Raw genomic sequence first — 25,615 nt, 5'->3', positions numbered from 1 at the left:
ACGGACTCCCCCGGGCTCGAACCAGCCCGCGCCGGGGATCTCCGCCGGTCCGGCGCTACACGGCTTCCAGGATGTCCACCACGAACACCAGGGTGGAGTTCGGCGGCACGGAGCCCTGCGCCTGGTCCTTGTAACCGAGCGCCGGCGGCACCACCAGCAGGACCCGGCTGCCGACGTTCTGGCCGACCAGGCCCTTGTCCCAGCCCTCGATCACGCTGCCGGTGCCGATCTGCAGGGCCTGGGCGCCACCGTGGCTCCAGGAGGAGTCGAACTGCTGGCCGTTGCTCCACAGCACCCCGGTGTACTGCACGACCAGGGTCTGCCCGGACTTGACCTGCTTGCCCTCGCCCTTGATCAGCACGGCCTGCTGGAGGTCGGTCGGCGGGGCCTCCCCGGCCGGCACGGTGATGGTGACGGCGGCCTTGCCGTTGTCCTTGACCTGCGGCAGGTTCGCCGGCGCCTGCGTCATGGTGCCCGACAGCGTGGAGTCCGGCGGCAGGCTCTCCATGATGTCGAGCACGAAGACCACGGTGTCGCCGGGGCCGACGCCGAGCTGGGTGGAACCCTGGGTGCCGAAGGCGGCGGCCGGCGGGGCGACGACCAGCAGCCGGCTGCCGACCTTCTTGCCGATCACGCTCTGGTCGAAGGCCGGCACCAGCTGCCCGCTGCCCGCCTGGTAGAGCTGCGGCTTGCCGCCGGAGTCGTAGGAGCTGGGCAGGTCCTTGCCGGTGGTCCAGTCCTTGGCGGTGTAGTTGACCGTCACCCAGTCGCCCTTGTTGACCGCCGGGCGGTCCCCCTCGCTGACGGTGTTCACCACGAACTGACCGCTGGGCTGCTGGCCCTCGGGGAGGGTGATGGTGGCCTTGCTCCCGAAGCCCCCGCCGGACAGCACCGGCATCGGCGAGGCCTCGCTCACCGGGGTGGGCACGGTGGGCGCGGCGGTCGGCGACGCCGTGGGCGTGGCCTGGCCGGCCGGCTTGGTGGAGCTGCTGCAGGCCACCGCCAGCAGCAGGGGCAGGGTGAGAAGCAACCCGGCGGTGCGGCGCACGGCGTTCCTAACTGTCGGTCAAAGTCGGCTCTCCGGACTCCGGCTCCGGACTCGACGGACAGCGTATGCGCAGACGGCGCCCGGTCCCGGTAGGCACCACCGGGACCGGGCGCCGTGAAGATCACACCGACGGGTGACGGGGACCGCGCGCCGCTCCCCCGCCCCGCGCGCCGGTCACATGCCGGCGATGAGCTTCTCCACCCGCTCGTCGACGGACCGGAACGGGTCCTTGCAGAGCACGGTGCGCTGCGCCTGGTCGTTCAGCTTGAGGTGCACCCAGTCGACGGTGAAGTCGCGGCGCTGCTCCTGCGCCCGGCGGATGAAGTCGCCGCGCAGCCGGGCCCGGGTGGTCTGCGGCGGGATCGACTTGGCCTCGAAGGTCTTGAGGTCGGTGGTCACCCGCTGCGCCTGGTTCTTGGCCTGGAGCAGGTAGAACAGGCCGCGGCGGCGGTGGATGTCGTGGTAGGCGAGGTCGATCTGGGCGACCCGGGGGTTGCTCATGCTCATCTGGTGCTTCTCGCGGTAGCGCTCGATGAGCTTGTACTTCATGATCCAGTCGATCTCGGTGGCGACCCCGTCGAGGCGTTCGGTCCTGACCGCCTCCAGGGTGCGGCCCCACAGGTCGAGGACGCGCGCGATGGTGCCGGTGTTGATGCCCTTGCGGTCGGCGAACTCCAGGGCCTTGGAGTAGTACTCCTCCTGGATGTCGAGCGCGCTGGCCTCCCGGCCGTTGGCGAGCCGGACCTGGTGGGTGCCGGTGAGGTCGTGGCTGACCTCGCGGATCGCCCGGATCGGGTTCTCCAGGGTGAGGTCGCGCATCACCACGCCGGCCTCGATGAGCCGCAGCACCAGGTCGGTGGCGCCCACCTTGAGCAGGGTGGTGGTCTCCGACATGTTGGAGTCGCCGACGATCACGTGCAGCCGGCGGTAGCGCTCGGCGTCGGCGTGCGGCTCGTCGCGGGTGTTGATGATCGGGCGGGAGCGGGTGGTCGCCGAGCTGACGCCCTCCCAGATGTGCTCGGCGCGCTGGCTGACGCAGTAGACCGCGCCGCGGGGGGTCTGCAGCACCTTGCCGGCGCCGCAGATGAGCTGCCGGGTCACCAGGAACGGGATGAGCACGTCGGCCAGCCGGGAGAACTCGCCGTGCCGGGCCACCAGGTAGTTCTCGTGGCAGCCGTAGGAGTTGCCGGCGGAGTCGGTGTTGTTCTTGAAGAGGTAGACGTCCCCGGCGATGCCCTCCTCGTGCAGCCGCCGTTCGGCGTCGACCAGCAGGCCTTCGAGGATGCGCTCGCCCGCCTTGTCGTGCGTCACCAGCTCGACGACGTCGTCGCACTCGGGGGTGGCGTACTCGGGGTGGGAGCCGACGTCGAGGTACAGGCGGGCACCGTTGCGCAGGAACACGTTGCTGCTGCGGCCCCAGGAGACTACGCGGCGGAAGAGGTAGCGGGCGACCTCGTCCGGGGACAGCCTGCGCTGTCCGCGGAACGTGCAGGTGACTCCGTACTCGTTCTCCAGCCCGAAAATTCGGCGGTCCATGGGCCATCCATTCTCTGATGGGAGCTGTCCGAAACCGCCTCCGCGAAAGCCCGTCCGGGCCGCCGCAGGGGCACCGGGGTCCCGTGCGGCCGCCGTCGCCGGCCGCCGTACGGGACCCCGTGGGCACTACTGGTCGGAGTCGCCGGGCGGGGTGGCCGCCGGCTTCCCCTTGTCGTCCGCGTCGTCCGAGTCGTCCGACTCGGCGGACTGGTCGCCGTCGAGCAGCCGGGCGAGCTGGCCGCCCAGGATCCGCTTGAACTTGCGCTGCTGGAAGCGCTGGCGGTCCAGGACCGCCACCTCCAGCTGGTCGGGGGTGAGGGTGCGCGGGCTGCCGCCGTTGGGGTCGCGGGCGAGCGAGTCCACGGCCACCTTGACGGCCTCGGTGAGCGAGAAGCCGCTGCGGTGGCGCTGGCCCAGGTAGTTGCCGATCGAGTCGGCGTTGCCGCCGACCACGACGTAGTTCTTCTCGTCGACCACCGAGCCGTCCGGGGTGAGCCGGTAGATCTGGTCGTCCTCGGCCGTGCGGCCGACCTCGGCGACGATCAGCTCGACCTCGTAGGGCTTCTCGCCGACCGAGGAGAAGATGGTGCCGAGCGTCTGGGCGTAGACGTTGGCCAGGCCCCGGGCGGTGACGTCGGCCCGGTCGTAGGTGTAGCCGCGCAGGTCGGCGTAGCGGACGCCGCCGATGCGCAGGTTCTCGAACTCGTTGTACCGGCCGACCGCCGCGAAGGCGATCTTGTCGTAGATCTCGGACACCTTGTGCAGGGCCCGGGAGGTGTTCTCGGCGACGAAGACGATGCCGTCCGCGTAGGTGAGCACGACCACGCTGCGACCGCGCGCGATGCCCTTGCGGGCGTACTCCGCGCGGTCCGCCATGGCCTGCTGGGGGGAGACGTAGAACGGTGTGGACACCGGCGGTCGTCCCTTCCTTCCTCAGTTGATGGCTAGAGCAGCGGGGCCTGCGGCCCGTTGGGGTGGGCCAGGCGCTGGTCGGTGATGGAGACGGCGATCGCGGCGACCTCGGCCTCGGTGAGCCGGCGGAAGCCGTCCTCGGTGATCAGCGAGACGATCGGGAAGATCTTGCGGGCGAGGTCGGGTCCGCCGGTGGCGGAGTCGTCGTCGGCCGCGTCGTAGAGCGCCTGGACGACCATGGTGGCGGCCTGGTCGGCCGTCAGGTCGTCGCGGTGGAGCTTCTTCATCGAGCCGCGGGCGAAGACCGAGCCGGAGCCGGTGGCGGCGAAGCCGCGCTCCTCGGAGCGGCCGCCGGTGACGTCGTAGGTGAAGATCCGGCCGCGGCCGAGGTCGAGGTCGTAGCCGGCGAACATCGGAACGACCGCCAGGCCCTGCATCGCCATGCCGAGGTTGCCCCGGATCATGGTGGTGAGCCGGTTGGCCTTGCCCTCCAGGGAGAGCACGGTGCCCTCGATCTTCTCGTAGTGCTCCAGCTCCAGCTGGAACATCCGGACCATCTCGATCGCGAGGCCGGCGGTGCCGGCGATGCCGATCGCGCTGTACTCGTCCGCCGGGAAGACCTTCTCCATGTCCCGCTGGGCGATCACGTTGCCCATCGTCGCGCGGCGGTCACCGGCGAGGACCACGCCGCCGTCGAAGACCGCGGCGACGATGGTCGTGCCGTGCGGGGCCTCGATGACACCCTCGGGCAGCCGGCGCCGGCCGGGGATCAACTCGGGCCGGTGGGCCTCCAGGAAGTCGAGGAACGACGAGGACCCCGGGGTCAGGAAGGCAGCCGGTAGACGCCCGGTGCCACGAGTGTTGGCTTCCACACGATTCCTTCCAGGTAGCTTGAAGCGCGCACTGCCCGCACCCTACCGGCCGGACGATCACTGTCCAGCACGGTGCGGGGCCGGACCGGACGGACGGACGGCTCCCGCCGCCCGTCCGCCGTCATCGTTCGCGACCGTGGATTCCCGGAATGCCGCCGGGCAGCCTCCCGGATTCCGGCTGGGATTACTGTCCGCCCTTTTGCACGAACTGCCGCACGAAATCCTCGGCGTTCGATTCCAGGACCTCGTCGATTTCGTCCAGAACCGCGTCGACGTCGTCGCCCAGCTTTTCCTGGCGTTCCTTGAGGTCATCCGAATTCTGCGCTTCCGCGGCCTGCTCCTCGACCTCCTCGGAGGAGCGGTTCGCCCGCTGCTGGCCGCCGCCGGTGTCCTTGCTCGCCATTTACCTCACCCCGCTCGATCGTCTGGCACGGTTTGGTCGTTGCTTGCTGCACCGACCCTATACACAAGGTGCGACAACCCGCTTCCGGTTTGCCGGTGGCGCTTCCTGTCCAACGTCCGCCGTCACCCCGGATGATTCCCATTTGCCCGGCGTTCACCCGTGGTGATCGGAAAGTGACCCGGCTACCCGCCGGAGAGGACCCGCAGCAGGTCCTCCGCCGTGCGGCAGCGGTCCAGCAGCTCCTTGACGTGGTTGCGGGTGCCGCGCAGCGGCTCCAGGGTGGGCACCCGCTGGAGCGAGTCCCGGCCCGGCAGGTCGAAGATCACCGAGTCCCAGGAGGCCGCCGCGACGTGCTCGGCGTACTGTTCCAGGCAGCGCCCGCGGAAGTACGCCCGGGTGTCCTCCGGCGGCTTGGTGACGGCCCTGACGACCTCCTCCTCGGTCAGCAGCCGGTCGAACCGGCCACGGGCCACCAGGCGGTTGTAGAGGCCCTTCTCGGGCCGTACGTCGCTGTACTGGAGGTCGACCAGCTGCAGCCGCGGGCTGTCCCACTCCAGGCCGTCCCGGCTGCGGTAGCCCTCCAGGATCTCCCGCTTGGCGATCCAGTCCAGCTGGCGGGAGAGCGACATCGGATCGCGCTCCAGGCGGCCCAGCACGTCCTCCCAGCGGGCCAGCACGTCCACGGTCTGCTCGTCGGCGTCGGTGCCGAAGCGGTCCTCGACGTACTTGCGGGCCAGCTCGAAGTACTCCAGCTGGAGCTGCACGGCGGTGAGCCGGCGCCCGCTGCGCAGCGTGACCAGGTGCTTCAGCGTGGGGTCGTGGGAGATCCGGTGCAGGGTGCGCACCGGCTGGTCGACGGCCAGGTCGGAGGTGATGAAGGCGTCCTCGATCATGGCCAGCACCAGCGAGGTGGTGCCGAGCTTGAGGTAGGTGGAGATCTCCGAGAGGTTGGCGTCCCCGATGATCACGTGCAGCCGGCGGTACTTCTCGGCGTCGGCGTGCGGTTCGTCCCGGGTGTTGATGATCGGCCGTTTGAGGGTGGTCTCCAGGCCGACCTCGACCTCGAAGAAGTCGGCGCGCTGGCTGATCTGGAAGCCGTGGGCGGAGCCGTCCTGCCCCACGCCGACCCGGCCGGCGCCGGTGACCACCTGGCGCGAGACGAAGAAGGGGGTGAGGTGGCGGACGATGTCGGCGAACGGGGTCGCCCGCTTCATCAGGTAGTTCTCGTGGGTGCCGTAGGAGGCGCCCTTGTTGTCGGTGTTGTTCTTGTAGAGGTGGATGTTCTGCCCGTTGGGCAGCTCCAGCGCGCGCTGTGCGGCGGCCGCCATGATCCGTTCGCCGGCCTTGTCCCAGAGCACGGCGTCGCGCGGGTTGGTCACCTCGGGCGAGCTGTACTCGGGGTGCGCGTGGTCGACGTAGAACCGCGCGCCGTTGGTGAGGATGACGTTGGCGAGGCCGATGTCCTCGTCGGTCAGCTGGCTGGCGTCGGCGACGTCCCGTGCGAGGTCGAAGCCCCGGGCGTCGCGCAGCGGATTCTCCTCCTCGAAGTCCCAGCGGGCCCGCCGTGCCCGGTGCATCGCCGCCGCGTACGCGTTGACGATCTGGGACGAGGTGAGCATGGCGTTGGCGTTGGGGTGCCCGGGCACGGAGATCCCGTACTCGGTCTCGATGCCCATCACGCGCCGTACGGTCATGCGGCCCTCCTTGCCCGGTGGGCCGCCCCCGGCGGGCGGTCCACGCTGACGTACCGCTGAACAACACCGACGCCGGCCGTCTGCCCGCGAACGGTGGGTCGAGCCTAGAACGCGGCACCGACCGGCGGGTCCCGAGACGCGCCGTCCGGCTGCGGGGCCGCGAGGCGCCACAGCCGGACGGGGTGCGAGCGTTCCGGGAGGCCCGGACCGGGTCGGTTACAGGTACTGCCCGGTGTTCGCGACAGTGTCGATGGAGCGGCCGGACTCGGCGCCCTGCTTCCCCGTGACCAGGGTGCGGATGAAGACGATCCGCTCGCCCTTCTTGCCGGAGATCCGGGCCCAGTCGTCCGGGTTGGTGGTGTTCGGCAGGTCCTCGTTCTCCTTGAACTCGTCCACGCAGGCGTTGAGCAGGTGGGAGACCCGCAGACCGCGCTGGCCGTGGTCGAGGTAGTCCTTGATGGCCATCTTCTTGGCCCGGTCGACGATGTTCTGGATCATCGCGCCGGAGTTGAAGTCCTTGAAGTACAGGACCTCCTTGTCACCGTTGGCGTAGGTGACCTCCAGGAAGCGGTTCTCCTCGGTCTCGGAGTACATCCGCTCCACCACCGACTGGATCATCGCCGCCACCGTGGCCTCGACGGAGCCGTCGTGCTCCTTGACGTCGTCCGGGTGGAAGGGCAGCGAGTCCTTGAGGTACTTGGAGAAGATGTCCTTGGCCGCCTCGGCGTCCGGGCGCTCGATCTTGATCTTGACGTCCAGGCGGCCGGGCCGCAGGATCGCCGGGTCGATCATGTCCTCGCGGTTCGAGGCGCCGATGACGATGACGTTCTCCAGGCCCTCCACGCCGTCGATCTCGGCGAGCAGCTGGGGGACGATGGTGTTCTCGACGTCCGAGCTGACGCCGGAGCCGCGGGTGCGGAAGAGGGACTCCATCTCGTCGAAGAAGACGATGACGGGGGTGCCCTCGCCGGCCTTCTCGCGGGCCCGCTGGAAGACCAGGCGGATCTGCCGCTCGGTCTCGCCGACGTACTTGTTGAGCAGCTCGGGGCCCTTGATGTTGAGGAAGTAGCTCTTCCCCTGGGGGCGGCCGGTGACCTCGGCGACCTTCTTGGCCAGCGAGTTCGCCACGGCCTTGGCGATCAGCGTCTTTCCGCAGCCGGGCGGGCCGTAGAGCAGCACGCCCTTGGGCGGGCGCAGCTCGTACTCCTTGAAGAGCTCGGCGTGCAGGTAGGGCAGCTCGACCGCGTCGCGGATCAGCTCGATCTGGTTGGACAGGCCGCCGATCTGGCGGTAGTCGATGTCCGGGACCTCCTCGAGGACCAGCTCCTCGACCTCGGCCTTCGGCACGACCTCGTACACGTAGCCGGAACGCGGTTCCAGCAGGAGGGCGTCCCCCGCCCGGAGGGTGGTCTCGCGCAGCGGTTCGGCGAGGCGCACCACCCGCTCCTCGTCGGTGTGGCCGATGACCAGGGCCCGCTCGCCGTCCTCCAGGACCTCCTTGAGGGTGACGAGGTCGCCGATGCGCTCGAAGGCCATCGCGTCCACGATGTTGAGGGCCTCGTTGAGCATGACTTCCTGGCCGCGCCGCAGCTCGTCGAGGGCGACGTTGGGGCTGACGTTCACGCGGAGCTTGCGACCGCCGGTGAAGATGTCGGCGGTGTCGTCCTCGTTGGCGCTGAGGAAGACGCCGAATCCCGCCGGGGGCTGTGCCAGCCGGTCCACTTCCTCCTTGAGGGCCACGATCTGGTCGCGGGCCTCACGCAGGGTGGAGGCGAGCCGTTCGTTCTGGGCGGTCACGCCGGCCAGGTTGGTCTGGAGCTCGACGATCCGCTCTTCGAGGATTCTCGAATTGCGCGGCGAGTCGGCGAGCTTGCGGCGCAGGACGGCGATTTCCTGCTCAAGGTACGAGACCTGAGCGGCCTCGTCGGAACCACGAGCGGGCCTGCCGGTGCTGCGGTTGTAGTCGTCATCGTGGGCTGCCACGGTCCTCACCTCCTCCGGGGAGCTGGACGCTTCCAGACCCTACCTGGGACCAGGGGTCCGTAAACCCCTAGATCAAGAAAGATGGAACGGGCGTGTCCGATCTTCGCCCTCGCGTGCTTCCCCTCTGCTAGGGGGATACCCACCGCGCACGGGCCAAAGCGGACCAGATGTATCGTCGATCGAGTCGATATCCGATCGCGACCGACGCACGGGGTCCGATCGTTGTACGAATGGCGGGAATGCCCCAGGACGGGGCGTCCCGGGACAGAAACGGCGGACAATCATCATGTCGGTGAGCGAGTCGAAGGCGGCTTCCGAGCCGCTGGAGGTGTGGATCGACCAGGATCTGTGCACCGGCGACGGCATCTGCGCGCAGTACGCGCCGGAGGTCTTCGAGCTGGACATCGACGGCCTCGCGTATGTGAAGGGCGAGGACGACGAGTTGCGCCAGCAGCCCGGTGAGACGGTGCCGGTGCCGCTGACGCTGCTTCAGGACGTCGTGGACTCGGTGAAGGACTGCCCCGGCGACTGCATCCACGTGCGCCGGGCCGCGGACGGCGTCGAGGTGTACGGGCCTGACGCGGAGTAGGAGTTCGTCACCGGGGTCTAGGTGAGGCTCAACGGGGCGGTGGTCTGGGAACGGTCCCAGCCGCCGCCCTTGCGCGTCCAGGTGAGGGAGAGCGAGATGTCCGGCGCGAACCGCGGTACGTCGTCGCCGGAGTAGCCCTGCGCGTGGGCGGTGACGGCCCCGTCGGAGCGCAGCGCGAGGCGGCTGACGGTGAGGTTCTCGCGCTCGGAGAGCAGGGTGGCCAGCACCGCGGGGCGCCCGTCGGGGCCGGTGCCGAGCAGGTAGACGGCGTCGGGCGGGGTGCCGTTCTCGGCGGCGCAGTGCGCGGCGGCGACGGTGCCGGGGCGGCCGTCGCCGAGGTCGGCGGCGAAGCTGACGGCCACGGTGACCGGGAACGGCCCGCAGTCGAGCGGGAGTTCGGCCTTCGACGGATCGGGGGCGGCGGCCGCGGGCAGCGCCCTGGGGGTGGGCCGGGCGGGCGCGGGGGCGCCGCTGGCGGGGCCGGCGACGAGGGCGGCGGCCACCACGGCGGCGCAGCCGGCCACCGTCACGGCCCAGTGCCAGGGGGCGGTGCGCCCGCGCCGGGGGCCGGTTGGGCCCGTGGCGGTCTGCTGTCCAGCCGTCGTGCCGACCGCGGTCTCCACCAGGCGTCCCCTCCAGTGGTCTGTGTGAGCGAGCATCGTCCCACACCGGGGCGGCGGCGAGGTGGCGCGGGTACGCCCGGACGCGGGAGGGGTGGTACGGCGCTGCCGTACCACCCCTCCGGGAGGCGTCTTCGTGAGCGACTCAGTCGAGGACGGCCTGCTCGGCGGCCTCGACGCGGGCGGCGGCCCGGGCGGCGGCGCGCTCCTGCAGGGTCGGCTCGGGGGCCCCGTTGTCGTAGTCCTCGCCGTAGGCGCCCTTGGCCGGGCGGCGGCGGCGCAGCGGCGGCTCGACGCCGTCGGCGAGCCGGCGGGCGGTGAGCAGGAAGCCGGTGTGGCCGATCATCCGGTGGTCCGGGCGGACGGCCAGGCCCTCCAGGTGCCAGGTGCGGACCATGGTCTCCCAGGCCTGCGGCTCGGTGAAGGTGCCGTGCTCGCGCAGCGCCTCGACGGTCCTGGACATCTGCGTGGTGGTGGCCACGTAGCAGCAGATGAGGCCGCCGGGGACGAGCGCCTTGGAGGCGACGTCCAGGCACTCCCAGGGGGCGAGCATGTCGAGGATGACGCGGTCGACGTCGGTCTCGACGAGGTTGTCCTGGAGGTCGCCGACGGTGAGCTTCCACGCCGGGTGCGGCCCGCCGAAGTAGCGCTCGACGTTGCCCTGGGCGATGTCGGCGAAGTCCTGGCGGCGCTCGTAGGAGGCGAGCATGCCGGTGTCGCCGACGGCGCGCAGCAGGTAGGTGGAGAGCGCGCCGGAGCCGACGCCGGCCTCGACCACGCGGGCGCCCGCGAAGATGTCGGCCATGGCCAGGATCTGCCCCGCGTCCTTGGGGTAGATCACGGCGGCCCCGCGCGGCATGGACAGGACGTAGTCGGGGAGCAGGGGGCGCAGCGCGAGGTACGGGACGTTCCCCGTGGTGCGCACGACCGTGCCCTCGGGGGCGCCGATCAGCTCGTCGTGGGGGAACGCACCCTTGTGGGTGTGGAACTGGTTCCCGGCCTGGAGCGTGAACGTGTAGTGGCGGCCCTTGGGGTCGGTCAGCTGGACCTGGTCCCCGACCTGGAAGGGCCCTCGTCGGCGGGCGGCACCGGTCGGTTCGGACATGCGGACAATCCTAAGGGAAGCGAACCGTCCGGCTTACCAGGTGATCCTTCTCAGCGGCCGGTGACGGCGGCGGTCAGCCGCTGCTCGATGTCGGTGAGCGCCGCGACGCCGAACACCCGCCCGTCCTCCTCGACGACCAGGTACTCCCCGGCGGGGGTGGCCCGCACGGCGCGCAGCAGGTCCTCGCCGACCAGGTCGGCGGACAGGCGCAGGCCGGGTTCGAGGTCGCGGGCGAGCGGGCCGACGGCGACCCAGGGGCGGCGGTGCTCGGGCACCGAGCGGACGGCGGACTCCCGGACGATGGCGATCGGCTGGTCGCGGCCGTCGACGACCACGACGGCCCCGGCCTGCGCCTCGTGGGCGCGCCGCATGGCCTCGCCGAGCGAGGTGTCGGCGGTGACCTCGACGGCCCGCCGGGCGAGGTCGCGCAGCCGCAGGCCGGGCAGGACCTCCTTGAGCCGGGCGTTGCGCAGTGCGCCGGTGGCGCCGTTCCAGATGATGGCGGCGAGGACGGCGGCGAGCACCGCGTCGACCAGGGTGTCGGTGCGGCTGCGTTCGAGGGTGCGGGCGGAGCTGATCAGCGGCAGGCCGATCAGGACGGCGATGGCGAGGGCTCGCCCGGCCCAGGCGGCGGCGACGGTGCCGGCCATCGGCCGTCCGGTGGCGGCCCAGACGAGGGCGCGCAGCATCCGGCCGCCGTCCAGCGGCAGGCCGGGCAGCAGGTTGAAGGCGGCGACGACGAGGTTGGAGACCATCAGGCCGGTGAGCAGGACGCCTGGGACGGTGGAGACCTCGACGGCCTGCAGGGCGAGGTAGAAGACGCCGCCGAGGACGAGCGAGAGCAGCGGGCCGACGAAGGCCAGCCAGAACTCCCGCCAGGGGCGTTCGGCCTCGTTCTCGATCTCCGAGACGCCGCCGAAGAACTGGAGCTGGATGCGGCGAACGCCCAGCTTGTAGCGCAGCGCGACCACCGTGTGGGCGAGTTCGTGGACCAGGACCGAGCCGTAGAAGGCGACGGCGAAGGAGAACGCGATCAGGTAGCGGGTGGCGCCGAGGTGCGGCAGCACCTGGTCGAGCCGGCCGCCGAAGACCCAGGTGATGAGGGCGGCGATGACGAACCAGGACGGGGTGACGTAGATCGGCACGCCGAAGGGGCGGCCCACCAGGATGCCGCCGCGGGGTTCCGGCTCGCGGGGCGGTGGGGGCCCCGGCCGGGTGTTGCCGCCGTGCGGTGGCTGGTCGGAGGTCTGGTGCCCCCTGGAGTCGCTCACCGTGTTCCCTTCGTCCGTCGCCCCCGGCGTGCGCCGCGCGCCGGTGCGCCCACGCTACGTGATCGGGGCTGCCGTGCGGCGCCCGCCCCTCGCCTTCCCACTGCCTTCATACCCCGCGGCGAGCGCTTTGCGGCAGCACCGTGGCAGCGGGATGACAGCAGGGGGCAATAGGGTCTTGGGTATGCAGCAGACCGAGACCAGCAGCTCCGCCGCGGCCCCGCCACGTCCGGCGGCGGCCCCGACCGGGCTGTCCCCGTCGCGTGCGGGCGACTTCCTCACCTGCCCGCTGTTGTACCGGCTGCGGGTGATCGACCGGCTGCCGGAGCCGCCGAGCTCGGCGGCGACCCGGGGCACCCTGGTGCACGCGGTGCTGGAGCGGCTGTTCGACTCACCGGCGGCCGACCGGACGCCGGAGCGGGCGCTGGGGCTGCTGCGCCCGCAGTGGGAGCGGCTGCTGGGCGAGCGCCCGGAGCTGGCCGGGCTGTTCCCGGAGGACCCGGACGGCGCGGCGCTGACCCGCTGGCTGGCGGACGCCGAGAAGCTGGTCGGGCAGTGGTTCCGGCTGGAGGACCCGACCCGGCTGCACCCGGTGGAGCGCGAGCTGTACGTGGAGACGGCGCTGGAGTCGGGGCTGCTGCTGCGCGGTTACATCGACCGGGTGGACGTCGCGCCGACCGGTGAGGTCCGGCTGGTGGACTACAAGACCGGCCGGGCGCCCTCGCGGGACTTCGAGGGCAAGGCGATGTTCCAGATGAAGTTCTACGCACTGGTGGTCTGGCGCTGGAAGGGCGTGATCCCCAAGCGGCTGCAGCTGGTCTACCTGGGCGGCGGCGGGGACGTGGTCAGCTACGACCCGGACGAGGCGGACCTGCTCGCGGTGGAGCGCAAGCTGCTGGCGCTGTGGGAGCGGATCGGCCGGGCGGTGGCGACCGGCGACTTCCCGGCGACCCGCAACCGGCTCTGCGACTGGTGCGACCACCAGGCCAGCTGCCCGGAGTTCGGCGGCACGCCCCCGCCGTACCCGCTGCCGCTGGCGCGTACGTCCGACGAGCGCGATCCCACGGGGGATCCGACGAACGAGGAGTCGTAGGTGACGATCCGAGTGCTGCTGGTCGACGACCAGCCGCTGCTGCGCACCGGTTTCCGGATGATCCTGGAGGCCGAGTCCGACCTGGTGGTGGTCGGTGAGGCCGGCGACGGACAGCAGGCGCTGGACCAGGTGCGGGCGCTGCAGCCCGACGTGGTGCTGATGGACATCCGGATGCCGCGGATGGACGGCGTGGAGGCGACCCGCCGGATCGCCGGGCCGGGGCGGGACGGGCCGGCGAAGGTGCTGGTGCTGACCACCTTCGACCTGGACGAGTACGTCGTGGAGGCGCTGCGCGCGGGGGCGAGCGGCTTCCTGCTGAAGGACGTGCCGGCCGAGGAGCTGGTGCAGGCGATCCGGGTGGTGGCGGACGGCGCGGCGATGCTGGCGCCGTCGATCACCCGGCGGCTGCTGGACATGTACGCCACCAAGCTGCCGTCGGGCGAGGAGGCGCCGCCGCAGGCGCTGAACGCGCTGACCGAGCGGGAGCTGGAGGTGCTGAAGCTGGTGGCGCGCGGGCTGTCGAACGCGGAGATCGCGGCGGAGCTGTTCGTCAGCGAGACGACGGTGAAGACGCACGTCGGCCATGTGCTGACCAAGCTCCAGCTGCGCGACCGGGTGCAGGCGGCGGTGTACGCCTACGAGAGCGGGCTGGTGCGCCCGGGCACGCTGTAGGCGGCGCGGAACGACGGACGGCGGCCCGTCCGCTCCCCCGGCCGAGGCCGGGCGGGGCGGGCGGGCCGCAGTGCGCCGTGCCGTGCTGTCGGCGGGGGGTTACTTGCCGCTCCGGCCGATCTCCCAGAAGCGGAAGAAGCCGGTGGTGTCGACGGTGGACTCCACGCCGGTGATGTTGGAGCGGGAGGTGAAGAAGGCCTTGTTCTGGAACAGCGGGATGAGCGGGGCGTTCTCGGCCACGATGCCCTGGATCTGGGCGTAGCTGTTGGTCGCCGCGGCCCGGTCGGTCTGCTTGAGGGTGTCGGGCACCAGCCGCTGGCTGATCCGCGGGTCGTCCCAGCCGTGGTGGTAGGAGCCGCCGTCGACGATCAGCGGGGCGACGTAGTTGTCGGGGTCCGGGTAGTCCGCGAACCAGCCGATGATGTACGCCTGGTACTTGCCCTCGTTCCAGCCCTTCTTGTAGGTGTCCCAGTCGGGCTCCTGCTGGACCGTGACCTGGAACAGGCCGCCGGCCTCCAGCTGCTTCTTCAGGGTCTCGGCCTCGGCGGACTCGGCGCGCGAGCGCGCCCAGGTGATGCTGAGCTTGACCGGGGTCTGGACCTTGGCGGCGGTGAGGATCGCCTTGGCCTTGGTGGCGTCCTGGTCGCCGTAGCGGTCGAAGAAGGCCGTGTTGTGGCCGGTGACGCCGGCCGGGACCATCGAGTACAGCGGCTGGACGGTGCGCGCGAAGACGTCGCGGGCCAGCGACTTGCGGTCGATCAGCTGGGCGGCGGCCTGGCGCACCGCGACGTTGCCGCCGGTGGCGTCCTTGGTGTTGAAGACCAGGTAGCGGGTGTCGTTGCTGTCGCCCTCGACGACGCGCAGGTCGGTCTTGCCGCCCTGCTGGTCGGAGAGGATCTGGGCGGCGGTGTTCGGCTCCAGGCTGTTGTCGGCCAGGTCGACGGCGCCGCTGTCCAGCGCGGCCTTGAGGTCGGCCGGCTTGTCGAAGTAGCGCAGGACGAACTTCTTGTTCCGCAGCTTGGCGTCGCCGGTGTACTTGTCGTTGGGCATCAGCACGACCTTGGCCGGGCCGCCCTTGGCCATCGCCTCGACCGAGTCGATCCGGTACGGGCCGGAGCCGATCAGCTTGTCGTTGGGCAGCGCCTTGTCGGCCGGGTAGACCTCCTGGTCGACGATGGCGCCGGCCGGGCCGGCCAGCTTGGCGGGCAGGGTGGCGTCCGGCTGGCCGAGGTGGAAGACCACCTCGGTGTCGTTGGGCGCCTCGACGGACTTGATCGACGACAGCAGGCCGGCCGGGCCGTTCGGGTCGTTGATCTTCAGGGTCCGCTGGATCGAGAAGACGACGTCGGCGGCGGTGAGCGCGTGGCCGTTGGAGAACTTCAGCCCGGTCCTGAGCGTGCAGTGGTACTGGGTGGCGTCGCCGGCGGTGAACTCGCAGGACTGGGCGGCGTCCGGGGTGGGCGCGCTGGAGGCGGCCGGGTAGGTCAGCAGCGACTGGAAGGTGTTGCGCAGCAGCAGCCAGGAGCCCGCGTCGTAGGCGACGGCCGGGTCGAGGGCGCTGGTCAGCGCGGTGGTGCCCAGGGTGATGGACTTGTCGCCGTCCCCCTTGACGGCGTCGGTCACCGAGCCGCAGCCGGCCACCGAGGCGGCGACGATTCCGGCACAGCCGAGCACGGCCAGTCGTTCAGCTGAAGTCTTCACGGGTCGCGTCCTTCTGGGTGCGGTCCGGCTGCGACCGCGGGCACGACGGGGGTGCCCGTCAGCGGCGGTGCCTGGGCTGGGGTTGCAACGAACCCGAGTAGCGTGCCATATCGAACACGCGGCCCCGGCACCCCCTCAGGTGACGGTTGGGACACGGCGACGGGCCTCTGGTCAGGCCTGTCCGACGAGTTGTCAGGCAATGCCCGTTTTCTCCCGGGACGCTCCCCCGGGACCCGGCCGCCTCCGTCCGCTTAGCGGTGGTTCCGCCCGCTCTGCAATGAGACGACAATCACACTCGCGAGGTCACGAGGGAGCGCAACAGCTCCAGATCGACCTGCTCCAGCGAGGACAGCACCAGCCGCCCGGGCGCGGGCTCGATCGGCGTCACCGAGGGCACGGCGATCACCGGGCAGCCGGCCGCCTCGGCGGCCCGCACCCCGGTCGGCGCGTCCTCGACCACCACGCAGCGCGCCGGGTCGGCGCCCAGCCGGCGGGCCGCCTCCAGGTACGGGTCCGGATGCGGCTTGGTGCGCGGGACCTCGTCCCCGGCGACCGAGAACGCGAAGTGCTCGGCGCCCAGCGAGCGGAGCACGATGTCGATGATGTGCCGGTGCGAGGCGGACACCAGCGCGGCCGGCACGCCGTGCGCGGCCAGCGTGTTGAGCAGCCGCTCGGCGCCCGGCATCAGCGGCACCCCGCCGCCCAGCAGGTCGACGAAGCGCTGGTTGATCAGCACGGTCAGGTCGGCCGGCGACAGGTCCACGCCGGTGCTGCTCAGCAGGTGGTCGATCACCCGGGTCATCGGGCCGCCGACCACGTGGGCGCGGTCGTCGGCGGTCAGCTGGTGGCCGAGGTCGGCGAAGAGCGAGCACTCGGCCTGCCACCAGTAGTCCTCGGTGTCGACCAGCGTCCCGTCCATGTCCAGCAGCACCGCCTGGAGGCCCCGGTCGTCGCCGCCGAGGATCTGGGTGGCGGTGGAGATGGTGGTCATGGCGGGATCCTTCCGTCCGTGCCCGGATCGGCCCCGGGGATGGCACGGGCCGGCCCGCTTTTGAGCGGACCGGCCCGTTCAGGATCATCAAGGATACGCCCCGCCCGCCCGGAAAGAGCGAACGCTGCGCGACACGTGCGTTACCGGGCGTTGAAGTACTTCGCCTCGGGGTGGTGGATCACGATCGCGTCGGTCGACTGCTCCGGGTGCAGCTGGAACTCCTCGGAGAGCACCACGCCGATCCGCTCGGGCTTCAGCAGCTCGGCGATCTTGGCACGGTCCTCCAGCTCCGGGCAGGCGCCGTAGCCCAGCGAGAAGCGGGCGCCGCGGTACTTGAGCGCGAACATGTCCTTGACGTCCTGCGGGTCCTCGTCGCCGAAGCCCAGCTCGTAGCGGACCCGGGCGTGCCAGAACTCGGCCAGCGCCTCGGCCAGCTGGACGGACAGCCCGTGCAGCTCCAGGTAGTCGCGGTAGGAGTTGTTCGCGAACAGCTCGTTGGCCGCCTCGGAGATCCGGTTGCCCATGGTGACCACCTGCAGGCCCACCACGTCGCGCACCCCGGACTCCTCCGGGCGGAAGAAGTCCGCCAGGCACAGCCGCCGTCCGCGCCGCTGGCGCGGGAAGGTGAAGCGGGTCCGCTCGGTGCCGTCCTCGTGGAAGACGATCAGGTCGTCGCCCTTGGAGTTGGCCGGGAAGTAGCCGTAGACCACGGCCGCCTCCAGCCAGCCCTCGGTCTGCAGCCGGTCCAGCCACATCCGCAGCCGCGGCCGGCCCTCGGTCTCCACCAGTTCCTCGTAGGACGGTCCCTCGCCGGTGCGGGCGGCCTTCAGCCCCCACTGGCCCTTGAACAGCGCGTCCTCGTCCAGCCAGGAGGCGTAGTCGGCGAACGGCACGCCCTTGACGATCCGCTCGCCCCAGAACGGCGGGGCCGGCACCCGGTTGTCCAGCGCCACGTCGGAGCGGATCTGGCCGAGGTTGACCTCCTCCGGCTCCTCGACCTCCACCCGGGCGTGCCGGCGCTGCTTGAGCTCCGGCAGCACGGCGCCGGGCACCCCGCGCTTGACCGCGATCAGCGCGTCCATCAGCCGCAGGCCCTCGAAGGCGTCCCGGGCGTAGCGGACCTCGCCCTCGTAGATCTCGTGCAGGTCCTGCTCGACGTAGGCGCGGGTCAGCGCGGCGCCCCCGAGGATCACCGGGAACTGGGCCGCCAGCTTGCGCTGGTTCAGCTCCTCCAGGTTCTCCTTCATGATCACGGTGGACTTCACCAGCAGGCCGGACATCCCGATGACGTCCGCGTTGTGCTCCTGCGCGGCGTCCAGGATCGCCGAGACCGGCTGCTTGATGCCCAGGTTGACGACGTTGTAGCCGTTGTTGGACAGGATGATGTCGACCAGGTTCTTGCCGATGTCGTGGACGTCGCCCTTCACGGTGGCCAGCACGATGGTGCCCTTGCCCTCCGAGTCGGACTTCTCCATGTACGGCTCCAGGTGCGCCACCGCGGACTTCATCACCTCGGCGGACTGGAGCACGAACGGCAGCTGCATCTGGCCGGAGCCGAACAGCTCGCCGACCACCTTCATGCCGGACAGCAGGGTGTCGTTGATGATCTCCAGCGCCGGGCGGGCCGTCAGCGCCTCGTCCAGGTCGGCCTCCAGGCCGTTCCGCTCTCCGTCGATGATTCGGCGCTGGAGCCGCTCCTCCAGCGGCAGCGCGGCCAGCTCCTCCGCCTTGGACGCCTTGACCGAGGCCGAGGAGACGCCCTCGAACAGCTCCAGCAGGCGCTGCAGCGGGTCGTAGCCCTCCCGGCGGCGGTCGTAGACCAGGTCGAGCGCGGCCTCGCGCTGGTCCTCCGGGATCCGCGAGATCGGCAGGATCTTGGAGGCGTGCACGATCGCCGAGTCCAGGCCGGCCTCCACGCACTCGTGCAGGAAGACCGAGTTGAGGACCACCCGGGCGGCCGGGTTGAGGCCGAAGGAGATGTTGGACAGGCCCAGCGTGGTCTGCACCGCCGGGCGGCGGCGCTTCAGCTCGCGGATCGCCTCGATGGTCTCGATGCCGTCCCGGCGGGACTCCTCCTGACCGGTCGCCAGGGTGAAGGTCAGACAGTCGACCAGGATCGAGCCCTCGTCGATGCCGTAGTCCGCGGTGAGCTCGGCGATCAGCCGCTCGGCGATCCCGACCTTCTTGTCGGCGGTGCGGGCCTGGCCCTCCTCGTCGATGGTGAGCGCGATCAGGCCGGCGCCGTGCTCGCGGGCCAGCGCGGCGATCCGGCCGAAGCGGGACTCCGGGGCGTTGCCGTCCTCGTAGTTGACCGAGTTGAGCACCGCACGGCCGCCCAGCGCCTCCAGACCCGCCCGCAGCACCTCCGGCTCGGTGGAGTCCAGCACGATCGGCAGGGTCGAGGCGGTGGCCAGCCGGGCGGCGATCTCCTTCATGTCGGCGACGCCGTCGCGCCCGACGTAGTCCACGCACAGGTCCAGCAGGTGCGAGCCGTCCCGGATCTGGTCGCGGGCGATCTCCACACAGGCCTGCCAGTCGCCGGCCAGCATCGACTCGCGGAACTTCTTGGAGCCGTTGGCGTTGGTGCGCTCGCCGATCGCCAGGTACGAGGTGTCCTGGCGGAACGGCACCGACTGGTACAGCGAGGCGGCGGCCGGCTCCGGGCGCGGGTCGCGCGCGGCCACCGGGCGGCCCTGCACCCGCTCGACCACCTGGCGCAGGTGCTCGGGCGTGGTGCCGCAGCAGCCGCCGACCAGCGACAGCCCGTACTCGCGGGTGAAGACGTCGTGCGCGTCGGCCAGCTCGACCGGGCTCAGCGGGTAGTGCGCGCCGTCCTTGCCCAGCACCGGCAGACCGGCGTTCGGCATGCAGGACAGGCCGATCCGGGCGTTCTTCGCCAGGTAGCGCAGGTGCTCGCTCATCTCGGCCGGGCCGGTGGCGCAGTTCAGGCCGATGTAGTCCACGCCCAGCGGCTCCAGGGCGGTCAGCGCCGCGCCGATCTCCGAGCCGAGCAGCATGGTGCCGGTGGTCTCCACGGTCACCTGGACCAGCACCGGCAGGTCCACGCCCGCCTCGGCCAGCGCCTGCTTGGAGCCCAGGATCGCGGCCTTGGTCTGCAGCAGGTCCTGGCTGGTCTCCACCAGCAGGGCGTCCGCGCCACCGGCGATCAGGCCGGCCGCGTTCTGCCGGAAGCCCTCGCGCAGCGTCTCGTACGGGGCGTGGCCGAGGGTCGGCAGCTTGGTGCCGGGGCCGATCGAGCCGAGCACCCAGCGCAGCCGGCCGTCCTCGGCGCCGTGCGCGTCGGCGGCCTCGCGGGCCAGCCGGGCGCCCGCCTCGGAGAGCTCGAAGACGCGGTCGGCGATCTCGTACTCGCCGAGCGCGGAGTGGTTGGCACCGAAGGTGTTGGTCTCCACGCAGTCCACGCCCACCGCGAAGTAGGCGTCGTGCACCGAGCGGACGATGTCGGGCCGGGTGAGGTTGAGGACCTCGTTGCAGCCCTCCAGGTTCTGGAAGTCCTCCAGCGTGGGGTCCTGTGCCTGGAGCATGGTGCCCATCGCACCGTCGGCGACCACCACACGGGTGGCGAGCGCCTCGCGCAGCGCGTTCGCGCGGCTCTGCTGGGTGACGGACGGGGTGGCTGCAGTGGCCATGGGGCTTCTCCCTGGGTGCGACGGCTGTCGGCTTTGCGAACCCGCTGGATCGGGGACGCACGTGGCCAGGGTATCCGGCCATCGCCGGGTGGTGACCACCAGTTCCGTATCCTGAGTGCTCGGCCCTGAGGGGGGAGCCCACGGCATGACCACATTCCGGACACGTTTTCGAGACGGGGCGCGCGGGGCGCTGCGCCGGACCGGAGCCCGCGCGGAGGCGCTGCGGGGCCGCTGGCGCGGCTGGTCCCGGTGGCGGAAGGCCCTGGTGGTGGCGGTGGCGGCGCTCGCCGTGGTGGCCGTGCCGGTCGGTTCGGCGGCGCTCGCGCTGCGCCTGCAGTACGTCGGCGACCCCTCCCCCGAGGCCCGCACCCGGGGCCGCGACGCCGTCTGGCTCGGCCATGCCTGGGTGGACGGCCGGAAGGGTGACGACGACGTCGCCGGGCTCGCCCGGCGGCTGGCCGGCACCGGCGTGCGCGACCTCTACGTGCACACCGGCCCACTGGAGCACGACGGCTCGCTGCCGCCCTCCGTGCACCCCCGCGCGCGGTGGTTCACCGAGGCCGCGCACCGGGCGCTGCCCGGGATCCGGGTGCAGGGCTGGCTCGGCGACGAGGTGAAGCCGGAGAAGGACGGCCTCGACCTGGAGGACGCCGCCACCCGCGAGCGGGTCACCGCCTCCGCCGGCCAGGTGCTGGACCAGGGCTTCGACGGCGTGCACTTCGACATGGAGCCGATCCGGCCCGGCTCCAAGGGCTGGCTGGACCTGCTGGAGCGGGTCCGCCCGGTCACCGCCGGGCGCGGCGCGGTGCTGTCGGTGGCCGCCCCGCAGATCGACCCGCTGCCGTACCAGCACAACCTGGGCATCGCGCTCACCGGCCACGGCAAGTGGTGGGACCAGGCGTACTTCGCCGCCACCGCCCGCCGGGTCGACCAGATCGCGCTGATGACCTACGACTCCAGCATGCCGACCGAGGGGTTCTACGGCGGCTACAACGCCTACCAGACCGAGCTCGCCCTGGAGGCCACGCCGGAGGACGTCGACCTGCTGATGGGCCTGCCGTTCTACTGGGAGGACGAGTGGGGCCACTGGGGCGACGCCGAGACGGTGAACGCCGGGATCCGGGGCATCCGGCTGGGCCTGGGCCGCCACGACATCGGGCGGCGCAACTTCGGCGTCGGGCTGTACGTGGACTTCGCGGCCACCGAGCAGAACTGGGCCGACTACCGGCGCGAGTGGGTGCGGTAGGTCTCGCCCCGCGGATCAGCCCGGGGCCGTCCGGTGGGCGAGCGCGGCCAGGAAGCGGTGCACGGTGGCCCCCTCGCCGGTCACGTAGTGCGAGACCGCCCGGTACAGCGGCTGGTACACCTCGCCGCGCTCGGTGACGGTGAGCGTGCAGCCCGCGCCGACCGCGGTCAGGGTGAAGGTCCAGGTGCCGCCGTACGGCAGGTCGGGGTCGGCGATGCCGGTCACCAGGCGGTGCGGGGCCTCGCTCTCCACCACCTCGTACACGGTGTGCCCGTGCCGGCCGACCTCGCGCCAGCGCGGGCGGCCGGCGGCGGTGGCGGGCAGCCGCTCGACGAGCACCACGTCCGGGCGCCAGGCCGGGAAGAGGTCGACGTCGGTCAGCACGTCCCAGACCTCGGCGGGCGTCCGGGCCAGCTCCAGGCCGCCCCCGCTGAGGTGCTCCACCGGCAGCCGCCGTCCCGCGGCCCAGGCCACCGCGCCCGCCGCCGCCACCCCGGCCGCGCCCGCCGCCAGGGCCGCCGCCGCGGCACCCGCCCACCGCCGTCCACTCATCCGCCGGCTCCTCGCTGCCACGCCGTCCGGCCCCCGCCTCCCATCATCGCGCCGTCGCCGCGCTGTGGCACGGGCGGGCGGGCGGTGACGCTGGATAACCGGTGGATCGTGGGCGTCCGCTCCCCCAGACTGTCCCGGTGGCCCGCCGGAACGGGGCTTCAAAGCCCGTAGGCTGGGCAGGTAGGGAACCATGGAGCGAGGCGTTCCATGGGTGACGAGAGGTTCGACCGTCGGCATCCGGCCCGCCGGCGCCCGGGCAGTCCCGGCCGGGCGGGGCGGAGGCGGCCGACCGGAGGGAGACGCTGGGTGATCGAGCTGGAAGATGTTCCCGAGTTGATCGACCCGGTGATGGTCTGCGCCTTCGAGGGGTGGAACGACGCCGGCGACGCCGCCTCGGCGGCCCTGGCGCATCTGGACGAGACCTGGGGCGGCAAGGTGTTCGCCGCGCTCGACGCGGAGGACTACTACGACTTCCAGGTCAACCGGCCGACCGTCTGGCTGGACGGCGGGGTGCGCCGGATCACCTGGCCGACCACCAGACTCTCGGTGATCCGGGTGACCGAGCCGAAGACCCGGGACGTCGTCCTGGTGCGCGGCATCGAGCCGAGCATGCGCTGGCGCTCGTTCTGCAACGAGCTGCTGGGCTTCGCGCACGAGCTGGGCGTCGAGCTGGTGGTGATCCTGGGCGCGCTGCTCGGCGACACCCCGCACAGCCGTCCGGTGCCGGTCAGCGGTGTCACCTCGGACCCCGAGCTGGCCCGCCGGCTGGAGCTGGAGGAGAGCCGCTACGAGGGCCCGACCGGGATCGTCGGGGTGCTGCAGGAGGCCTGCACGCACGCCGGGGTGCCGGCGGTGACGCTCTGGGCCGCGGTGCCGCACTACGTCGCGCAGCCGCCGAACCCCAAGGCCACCCTGGCGCTGATCAACAAGCTGGAGGACCTGCTGGACCTGCGCATCCCGCCGGGCGACCTCGGCGAGGACGCCCGGGCCTGGCAGCTGGGCGTGGACCAGCTGGCCGCCGAGGACAGCGAGGTCGCCGAGTACGTCCAGCAGCTGGAGGAGGCGCAGGACACCGCGGAGCTGCCGGAGGCCTCGGGCGACGCGATCGCCCGCGAGTTCGAGCGCTACCTGCGGCGCCGGGAGAACGTCGGGCCGACCGGGGAGAAGCCGGTCGCCGGGCACGCCACGGTGGAGCGGCCGGCCGATCCGGAGCCGCCGGCCGGCCGGGACGGCCAGGACGGCGCCGAGGAGGAGTGAGCCGCCTCGGCCCGTCGGCACGGACGCCGAAGGGGCGCCGGGACCAGTGGTCCCGGCGCCCCTTCGCCGTTTGTCAGAGGGCCACGCCGAGCAGCGCGTCCACGGTGCGGGTGACCAGACCGGGGGCGCCGATGTCGGTGCCGCCGTCGGCCTGCTGCGCGGCGGCCCAGCGGTCCACCGCGGCCAGCGCGGCGGGCGCGTCCAGGTCGTTCGCGAGCGCCGCGCGGACCTCGCCGAGCAGCTGCTCGGCGGCCGGCCCGTCCGGCCGGGAGACGGCCGCGCGCCAGCGGGCGAGCCGCTCCACGGCCTCGTCCAGGGTGGCCTTGGTCCACTCCCAGTCCTCGCGGTAGTGGTGCGAGAGCAGGGCGAGGCGGATCGCGGCCGGGTCGACGCCGTCCCGGCGCAGCGCCGAGACGAAGACCAGGTTGCCGCGGGACTTGGACATCTTGTGGCCGTCCAGGCCGACCATGCCGGCGTGCACGTAGGCCCTGGCGTAGGGGTGCTCGCCGCAGGCGACCTGGGCGTGCGAGGCGCCCATCTCGTGGTGCGGGAAGGAGAGGTCGCTGCCGCCGCCCTGGATGTCGAAGGACATGCCGAGGTACTGCAGCGCGATGGCGACGCACTCGATGTGCCAGCCGGGGCGGCCGTGGCCGAGCTCGGTGTCCCAGGCGGGCTCGCCGGGGCGGGCCGCGAGCCAGAGCAGGGCGTCCAGCGGGTGGCGCTTGCCGGGGCGGTCCGGGTCGCCGCCGCGCTCGGCGAAGACCGGGCGCATGGCCTCGCGGGTGAGGCCGGAGACCTCGCCGAAGTGCGGGTCGGCGTCGACCGAGAAGTAGATGTCGCCGTCCAGTTCGTAGGCGGCCCCGCTCGCCAGCAGCTTCTGGACCAGCGGGACGATCCACGGGATCGACTCGACGGCGCCGATGTAGTGGGCCGGCGGGAGCAGCCGCAGCGCGGTCATGTCCTCGCGGAAGAGCGCGGTCTCGCGCTCGGCGAGGGCCACCCAGTCCTGGCCGGTCTCGACCGCGCGCTGCAGCAGCGGGTCGTCGACGTCGGTGACGTTCTGCACGTAGAGGACGTCGTGGCCGGCGTCCTTCCACACCCGCTGCACCAGGTCGAAGGCGTTGTAGGTGGCGGCGTGGCCCATGTGGGTCGCGTCGTAGGGGGTGATGCCGCAGACGTAGATCCGGGCGGTGCCGTCCTGCGGAACGACCTCCCGGATGCCTCCCGTCGCGGTGTCGTGGATTCGGAGGGGGAGCCCCTGACCAGGCAGGGCGGGAACCTCGGAGGCGGGCCAGGCATGCATGGCATTGACTTTAACCGTGAGAACATTTGAAAGCCTAACCAGTCGGCAAGATCGACTGGATTCGCTTCCTTTCGTGGCCCGAGCGGTTCCGGACCGATAGTGCCCGGCGCTTGACAGCGCCGGGCGACGCCCGGATCCGCCCCGCGCACGGCCTCGCGGGGCGGACCGGGCGGACGGCCGCCCGGCCGGCCCTGCCGCCGACCGGGCGTCCGTGACCCTCTGGGCTCGCGGCCGGAGCCGCTACAGCCGCTGCCAGAGGGCCGGCACGTTCGGCGGCTCCCACCCGACGAAGGCGGTGTGCGCCTGGAGGCACACGTAGGAGACGCCGGCGTAGGTGACGCGGTCGCCCGCCTTGTAGGCGGTGCCCGCGGCCCAGGTGGTGGTGCCGCCGGTCTGGGTCGGCGTCGGCGTGGTGGGCGTGGTGGTCGGGGTGCCCGACGGGGTCGGGGTCTGCGCCACGTTGAGCACGAAGTCGTACGTGCCCTCCTTGGCCGACCCGACCTGGCGGACGTTCATCAGCAGCCGGGCGTCGTAGATGGTGTCCGTGCTGTTGCGCGGCTCGCCCGGGAAGTACAGCTGGGTGGTGACCACCGGCCGGCCCGGCGCCTGGAGCTTGACGTGGATGTGCCGGGTGCGGCCCGGGTAGAGGCCGGGAACGATCGTGGTGAGGCTGAAGGCGCCCTGGGCGTTGGTGAACTGGTGCCCGCGGAAGGTGAAGCCGACGTTGTCGTAGTCACCGTTCACGTCGGCCTGCCAGAAGTCCATCAGGACGTTGCCGATCGGCTGGCAGGCCCGGCCGAAGACGTAGCCGCTGACGGTGAGCCGGGTGCCCGGGGTGCTGTCGGTGATCAGCGAGGTGCGCAGCGGGGAGTTGGGCTTGAAGTACGGGCCCTCGGTCTGCTCGATGGTCGGGGCGTCGCCGTCGTGGCACTCCGGGGTGAGGTCCAGCAGCTCGCCGCTGCCGGCCCGGTCGCGGGCCAGGGCGACGCCGCCGCCGACCAGCAGCGGTGCGGTGCCGAGCACGGCGGCGGCCCGGAGGACGGTCTTGCGGCTGATCCGGCGGTCGATCGGACCGTCCGTCCCGGTGAGGGGCTCTTCGGACGCGGGCATGCGCCGACTC

21 protein-coding genes and 1 pseudogene are annotated in these 25,615 nt (G+C 71.8%); 5 read left to right on the top strand and 17 right to left on the bottom strand.

Annotation, left to right across the window (positions count from 1 at the left end; genetic code table 11):
• Positions 1-55 precede the first annotated feature (55 nt).
• From ACFU9E_RS28230 to arc, 8 genes and pseudogenes are all read right to left on the bottom strand, one after another.
• Complete coding sequence (locus ACFU9E_RS28230) at positions 56-1,048, bottom strand: FKBP-type peptidyl-prolyl cis-trans isomerase (protein ID WP_380689865.1); 993 nt, start codon at positions 1,046-1,048, stop codon at positions 56-58.
• A 174-nt stretch (positions 1,049-1,222) separates the two neighbouring features.
• Positions 1,223-2,584, bottom strand: coding sequence for a Pup--protein ligase (gene pafA / locus ACFU9E_RS28225; protein ID WP_380690272.1), 1,362 nt, complete (start codon positions 2,582-2,584; stop codon positions 1,223-1,225).
• A 126-nt stretch (positions 2,585-2,710) separates the two neighbouring features.
• Positions 2,711-3,496, bottom strand: a complete 786-nt coding sequence (gene prcA, locus ACFU9E_RS28220) for a proteasome subunit alpha (protein WP_380687244.1) — start codon at positions 3,494-3,496, stop codon at positions 2,711-2,713.
• Positions 3,497-3,528: 32 nt separating this feature from the next.
• Positions 3,529-4,323, bottom strand: coding sequence for a proteasome subunit beta (prcB, locus tag ACFU9E_RS28215; RefSeq protein WP_380687253.1), 795 nt, complete (start codon positions 4,321-4,323; stop codon positions 3,529-3,531).
• Positions 4,320-4,397: pseudogene (locus ACFU9E_RS28210) on the bottom strand (recombination endonuclease VII); the annotation flags it as partial. The pseudogene ACFU9E_RS28210 and the gene prcB, both read right to left, overlap by 4 nt.
• A 155-nt stretch (positions 4,398-4,552) precedes the next feature.
• The gene (locus ACFU9E_RS28205) at positions 4,553-4,771 is read right to left on the bottom strand and encodes a ubiquitin-like protein Pup (protein ID WP_380687246.1); all 219 of its coding nucleotides are present in this window, start codon (positions 4,769-4,771) and stop codon (positions 4,553-4,555) included.
• 182 nt (positions 4,772-4,953) lie between these two features.
• Positions 4,954-6,465 carry a depupylase/deamidase Dop gene (gene dop / locus ACFU9E_RS28200; RefSeq protein ID WP_380687248.1) on the bottom strand — a complete coding sequence of 504 codons (1,512 nt, stop codon included), beginning with the start codon at positions 6,463-6,465 and terminating at the stop codon, positions 4,954-4,956.
• A gap of 216 nt (positions 6,466-6,681) precedes the next feature.
• Positions 6,682-8,448 carry a proteasome ATPase gene (arc, locus tag ACFU9E_RS28195; protein ID WP_355372445.1) on the bottom strand — a complete coding sequence of 589 codons (1,767 nt, stop codon included), beginning with the start codon at positions 8,446-8,448 and terminating at the stop codon, positions 6,682-6,684.
• A 286-nt stretch (positions 8,449-8,734) separates the two neighbouring features.
• On the opposite strand from arc, the gene ACFU9E_RS28190 reads away from it, so the two are divergent.
• Positions 8,735-9,037 carry a ferredoxin gene (locus ACFU9E_RS28190; protein WP_355372442.1) on the top strand — a complete coding sequence of 101 codons (303 nt, stop codon included), beginning with the start codon at positions 8,735-8,737 and terminating at the stop codon, positions 9,035-9,037.
• A gap of 17 nt (positions 9,038-9,054) precedes the next feature.
• Here the strand turns inward: ACFU9E_RS28190 and ACFU9E_RS28185 are convergent, their stop codons facing one another.
• The 3 genes from ACFU9E_RS28185 to ACFU9E_RS28175 form a co-directional block, all read right to left on the bottom strand.
• Complete coding sequence (locus ACFU9E_RS28185; protein WP_380687251.1) at positions 9,055-9,696, bottom strand: hypothetical protein; 642 nt, start codon at positions 9,694-9,696, stop codon at positions 9,055-9,057.
• A 106-nt stretch (positions 9,697-9,802) separates the two neighbouring features.
• A complete protein-coding gene (locus ACFU9E_RS28180) occupies positions 9,803-10,762 on the bottom strand; it encodes a tRNA (adenine-N1)-methyltransferase (protein ID WP_380689116.1) in 960 nt (319 codons plus the stop codon).
• A 50-nt stretch (positions 10,763-10,812) separates the two neighbouring features.
• A complete protein-coding gene (locus tag ACFU9E_RS28175; protein WP_380689118.1) occupies positions 10,813-12,033 on the bottom strand; it encodes a site-2 protease family protein in 1,221 nt (406 codons plus the stop codon).
• Positions 12,034-12,214: 181 nt separating this feature from the next.
• Here ACFU9E_RS28175 and ACFU9E_RS28170 point away from each other — a divergent pair, with 181 nt between their 5' ends.
• The gene (locus ACFU9E_RS28170) at positions 12,215-13,123 is read left to right on the top strand and encodes a RecB family exonuclease (RefSeq protein WP_380689120.1); all 909 of its coding nucleotides are present in this window, start codon (positions 12,215-12,217) and stop codon (positions 13,121-13,123) included.
• Positions 13,124-13,795, top strand: a complete 672-nt coding sequence (locus tag ACFU9E_RS28165) for a response regulator transcription factor (protein WP_148647703.1) — start codon at positions 13,124-13,126, stop codon at positions 13,793-13,795.
• 99 nt (positions 13,796-13,894) lie between these two features.
• Here ACFU9E_RS28165 and ACFU9E_RS28160 read toward each other — a convergent pair whose 3' ends face one another.
• The 3 genes from ACFU9E_RS28160 to metH all read right to left on the bottom strand — a co-directional run bounded on the left by ACFU9E_RS28160 (position 13,895) and on the right by metH (position 20,137).
• Positions 13,895-15,496: an ABC transporter substrate-binding protein gene (locus tag ACFU9E_RS28160; RefSeq protein WP_380685871.1), complete on the bottom strand. Its 1,602-nt coding sequence runs from the start codon at positions 15,494-15,496 to the stop codon at positions 13,895-13,897.
• Between the two features lie 289 nt (positions 15,497-15,785).
• On the bottom strand, positions 15,786-16,487 hold the full coding sequence (locus ACFU9E_RS28155) for an HAD family hydrolase (RefSeq protein WP_380685869.1): 702 nt from the start codon (positions 16,485-16,487) through the stop codon (positions 15,786-15,788).
• A gap of 140 nt (positions 16,488-16,627) precedes the next feature.
• Positions 16,628-20,137, bottom strand: coding sequence for a methionine synthase (gene metH, locus ACFU9E_RS28150; protein ID WP_380685867.1), 3,510 nt, complete (start codon positions 20,135-20,137; stop codon positions 16,628-16,630).
• Between the two features lie 145 nt (positions 20,138-20,282).
• Here metH and ACFU9E_RS28145 point away from each other — a divergent pair, with 145 nt between their 5' ends.
• A complete protein-coding gene (locus ACFU9E_RS28145; RefSeq protein ID WP_380685865.1) occupies positions 20,283-21,383 on the top strand; it encodes a hypothetical protein in 1,101 nt (366 codons plus the stop codon).
• Positions 21,384-21,398: 15 nt separating this feature from the next.
• Here the strand turns inward: ACFU9E_RS28145 and ACFU9E_RS28140 are convergent, their stop codons facing one another.
• Positions 21,399-21,935 (bottom strand): SRPBCC domain-containing protein, encoded by a 537-nt coding sequence (locus ACFU9E_RS28140; RefSeq protein ID WP_380685863.1) that lies wholly within the window; start codon positions 21,933-21,935, stop codon positions 21,399-21,401.
• Between the two features lie 306 nt (positions 21,936-22,241).
• On the opposite strand from ACFU9E_RS28140, the gene ACFU9E_RS28135 reads away from it, so the two are divergent.
• Complete coding sequence (locus ACFU9E_RS28135; protein WP_380685861.1) at positions 22,242-23,192, top strand: PAC2 family protein; 951 nt, start codon at positions 22,242-22,244, stop codon at positions 23,190-23,192.
• Positions 23,193-23,265: 73 nt separating this feature from the next.
• On the opposite strand, the gene mshC is transcribed toward ACFU9E_RS28135, so the two are convergent.
• A complete protein-coding gene (gene mshC, locus ACFU9E_RS28130) occupies positions 23,266-24,495 on the bottom strand; it encodes a cysteine--1-D-myo-inosityl 2-amino-2-deoxy-alpha-D-glucopyranoside ligase (RefSeq protein WP_380690336.1) in 1,230 nt (409 codons plus the stop codon).
• Positions 24,496-24,735: 240 nt separating this feature from the next.
• Positions 24,736-25,605, bottom strand: coding sequence for a carbohydrate-binding protein (locus tag ACFU9E_RS28125; protein ID WP_380686284.1), 870 nt, complete (start codon positions 25,603-25,605; stop codon positions 24,736-24,738).
• Positions 25,606-25,615: the final 10 nt, after the last annotated feature.

The organism is Kitasatospora sp. NPDC057595 (assembly GCF_042800875.1).
Taxonomy (GTDB): domain Bacteria; phylum Actinomycetota; class Actinomycetes; order Streptomycetales; family Streptomycetaceae; genus Kitasatospora.
The sequence above is the reverse complement of the archived record's forward strand: the minus strand, read 5'-3'. Positions and strand labels throughout refer to the sequence as shown.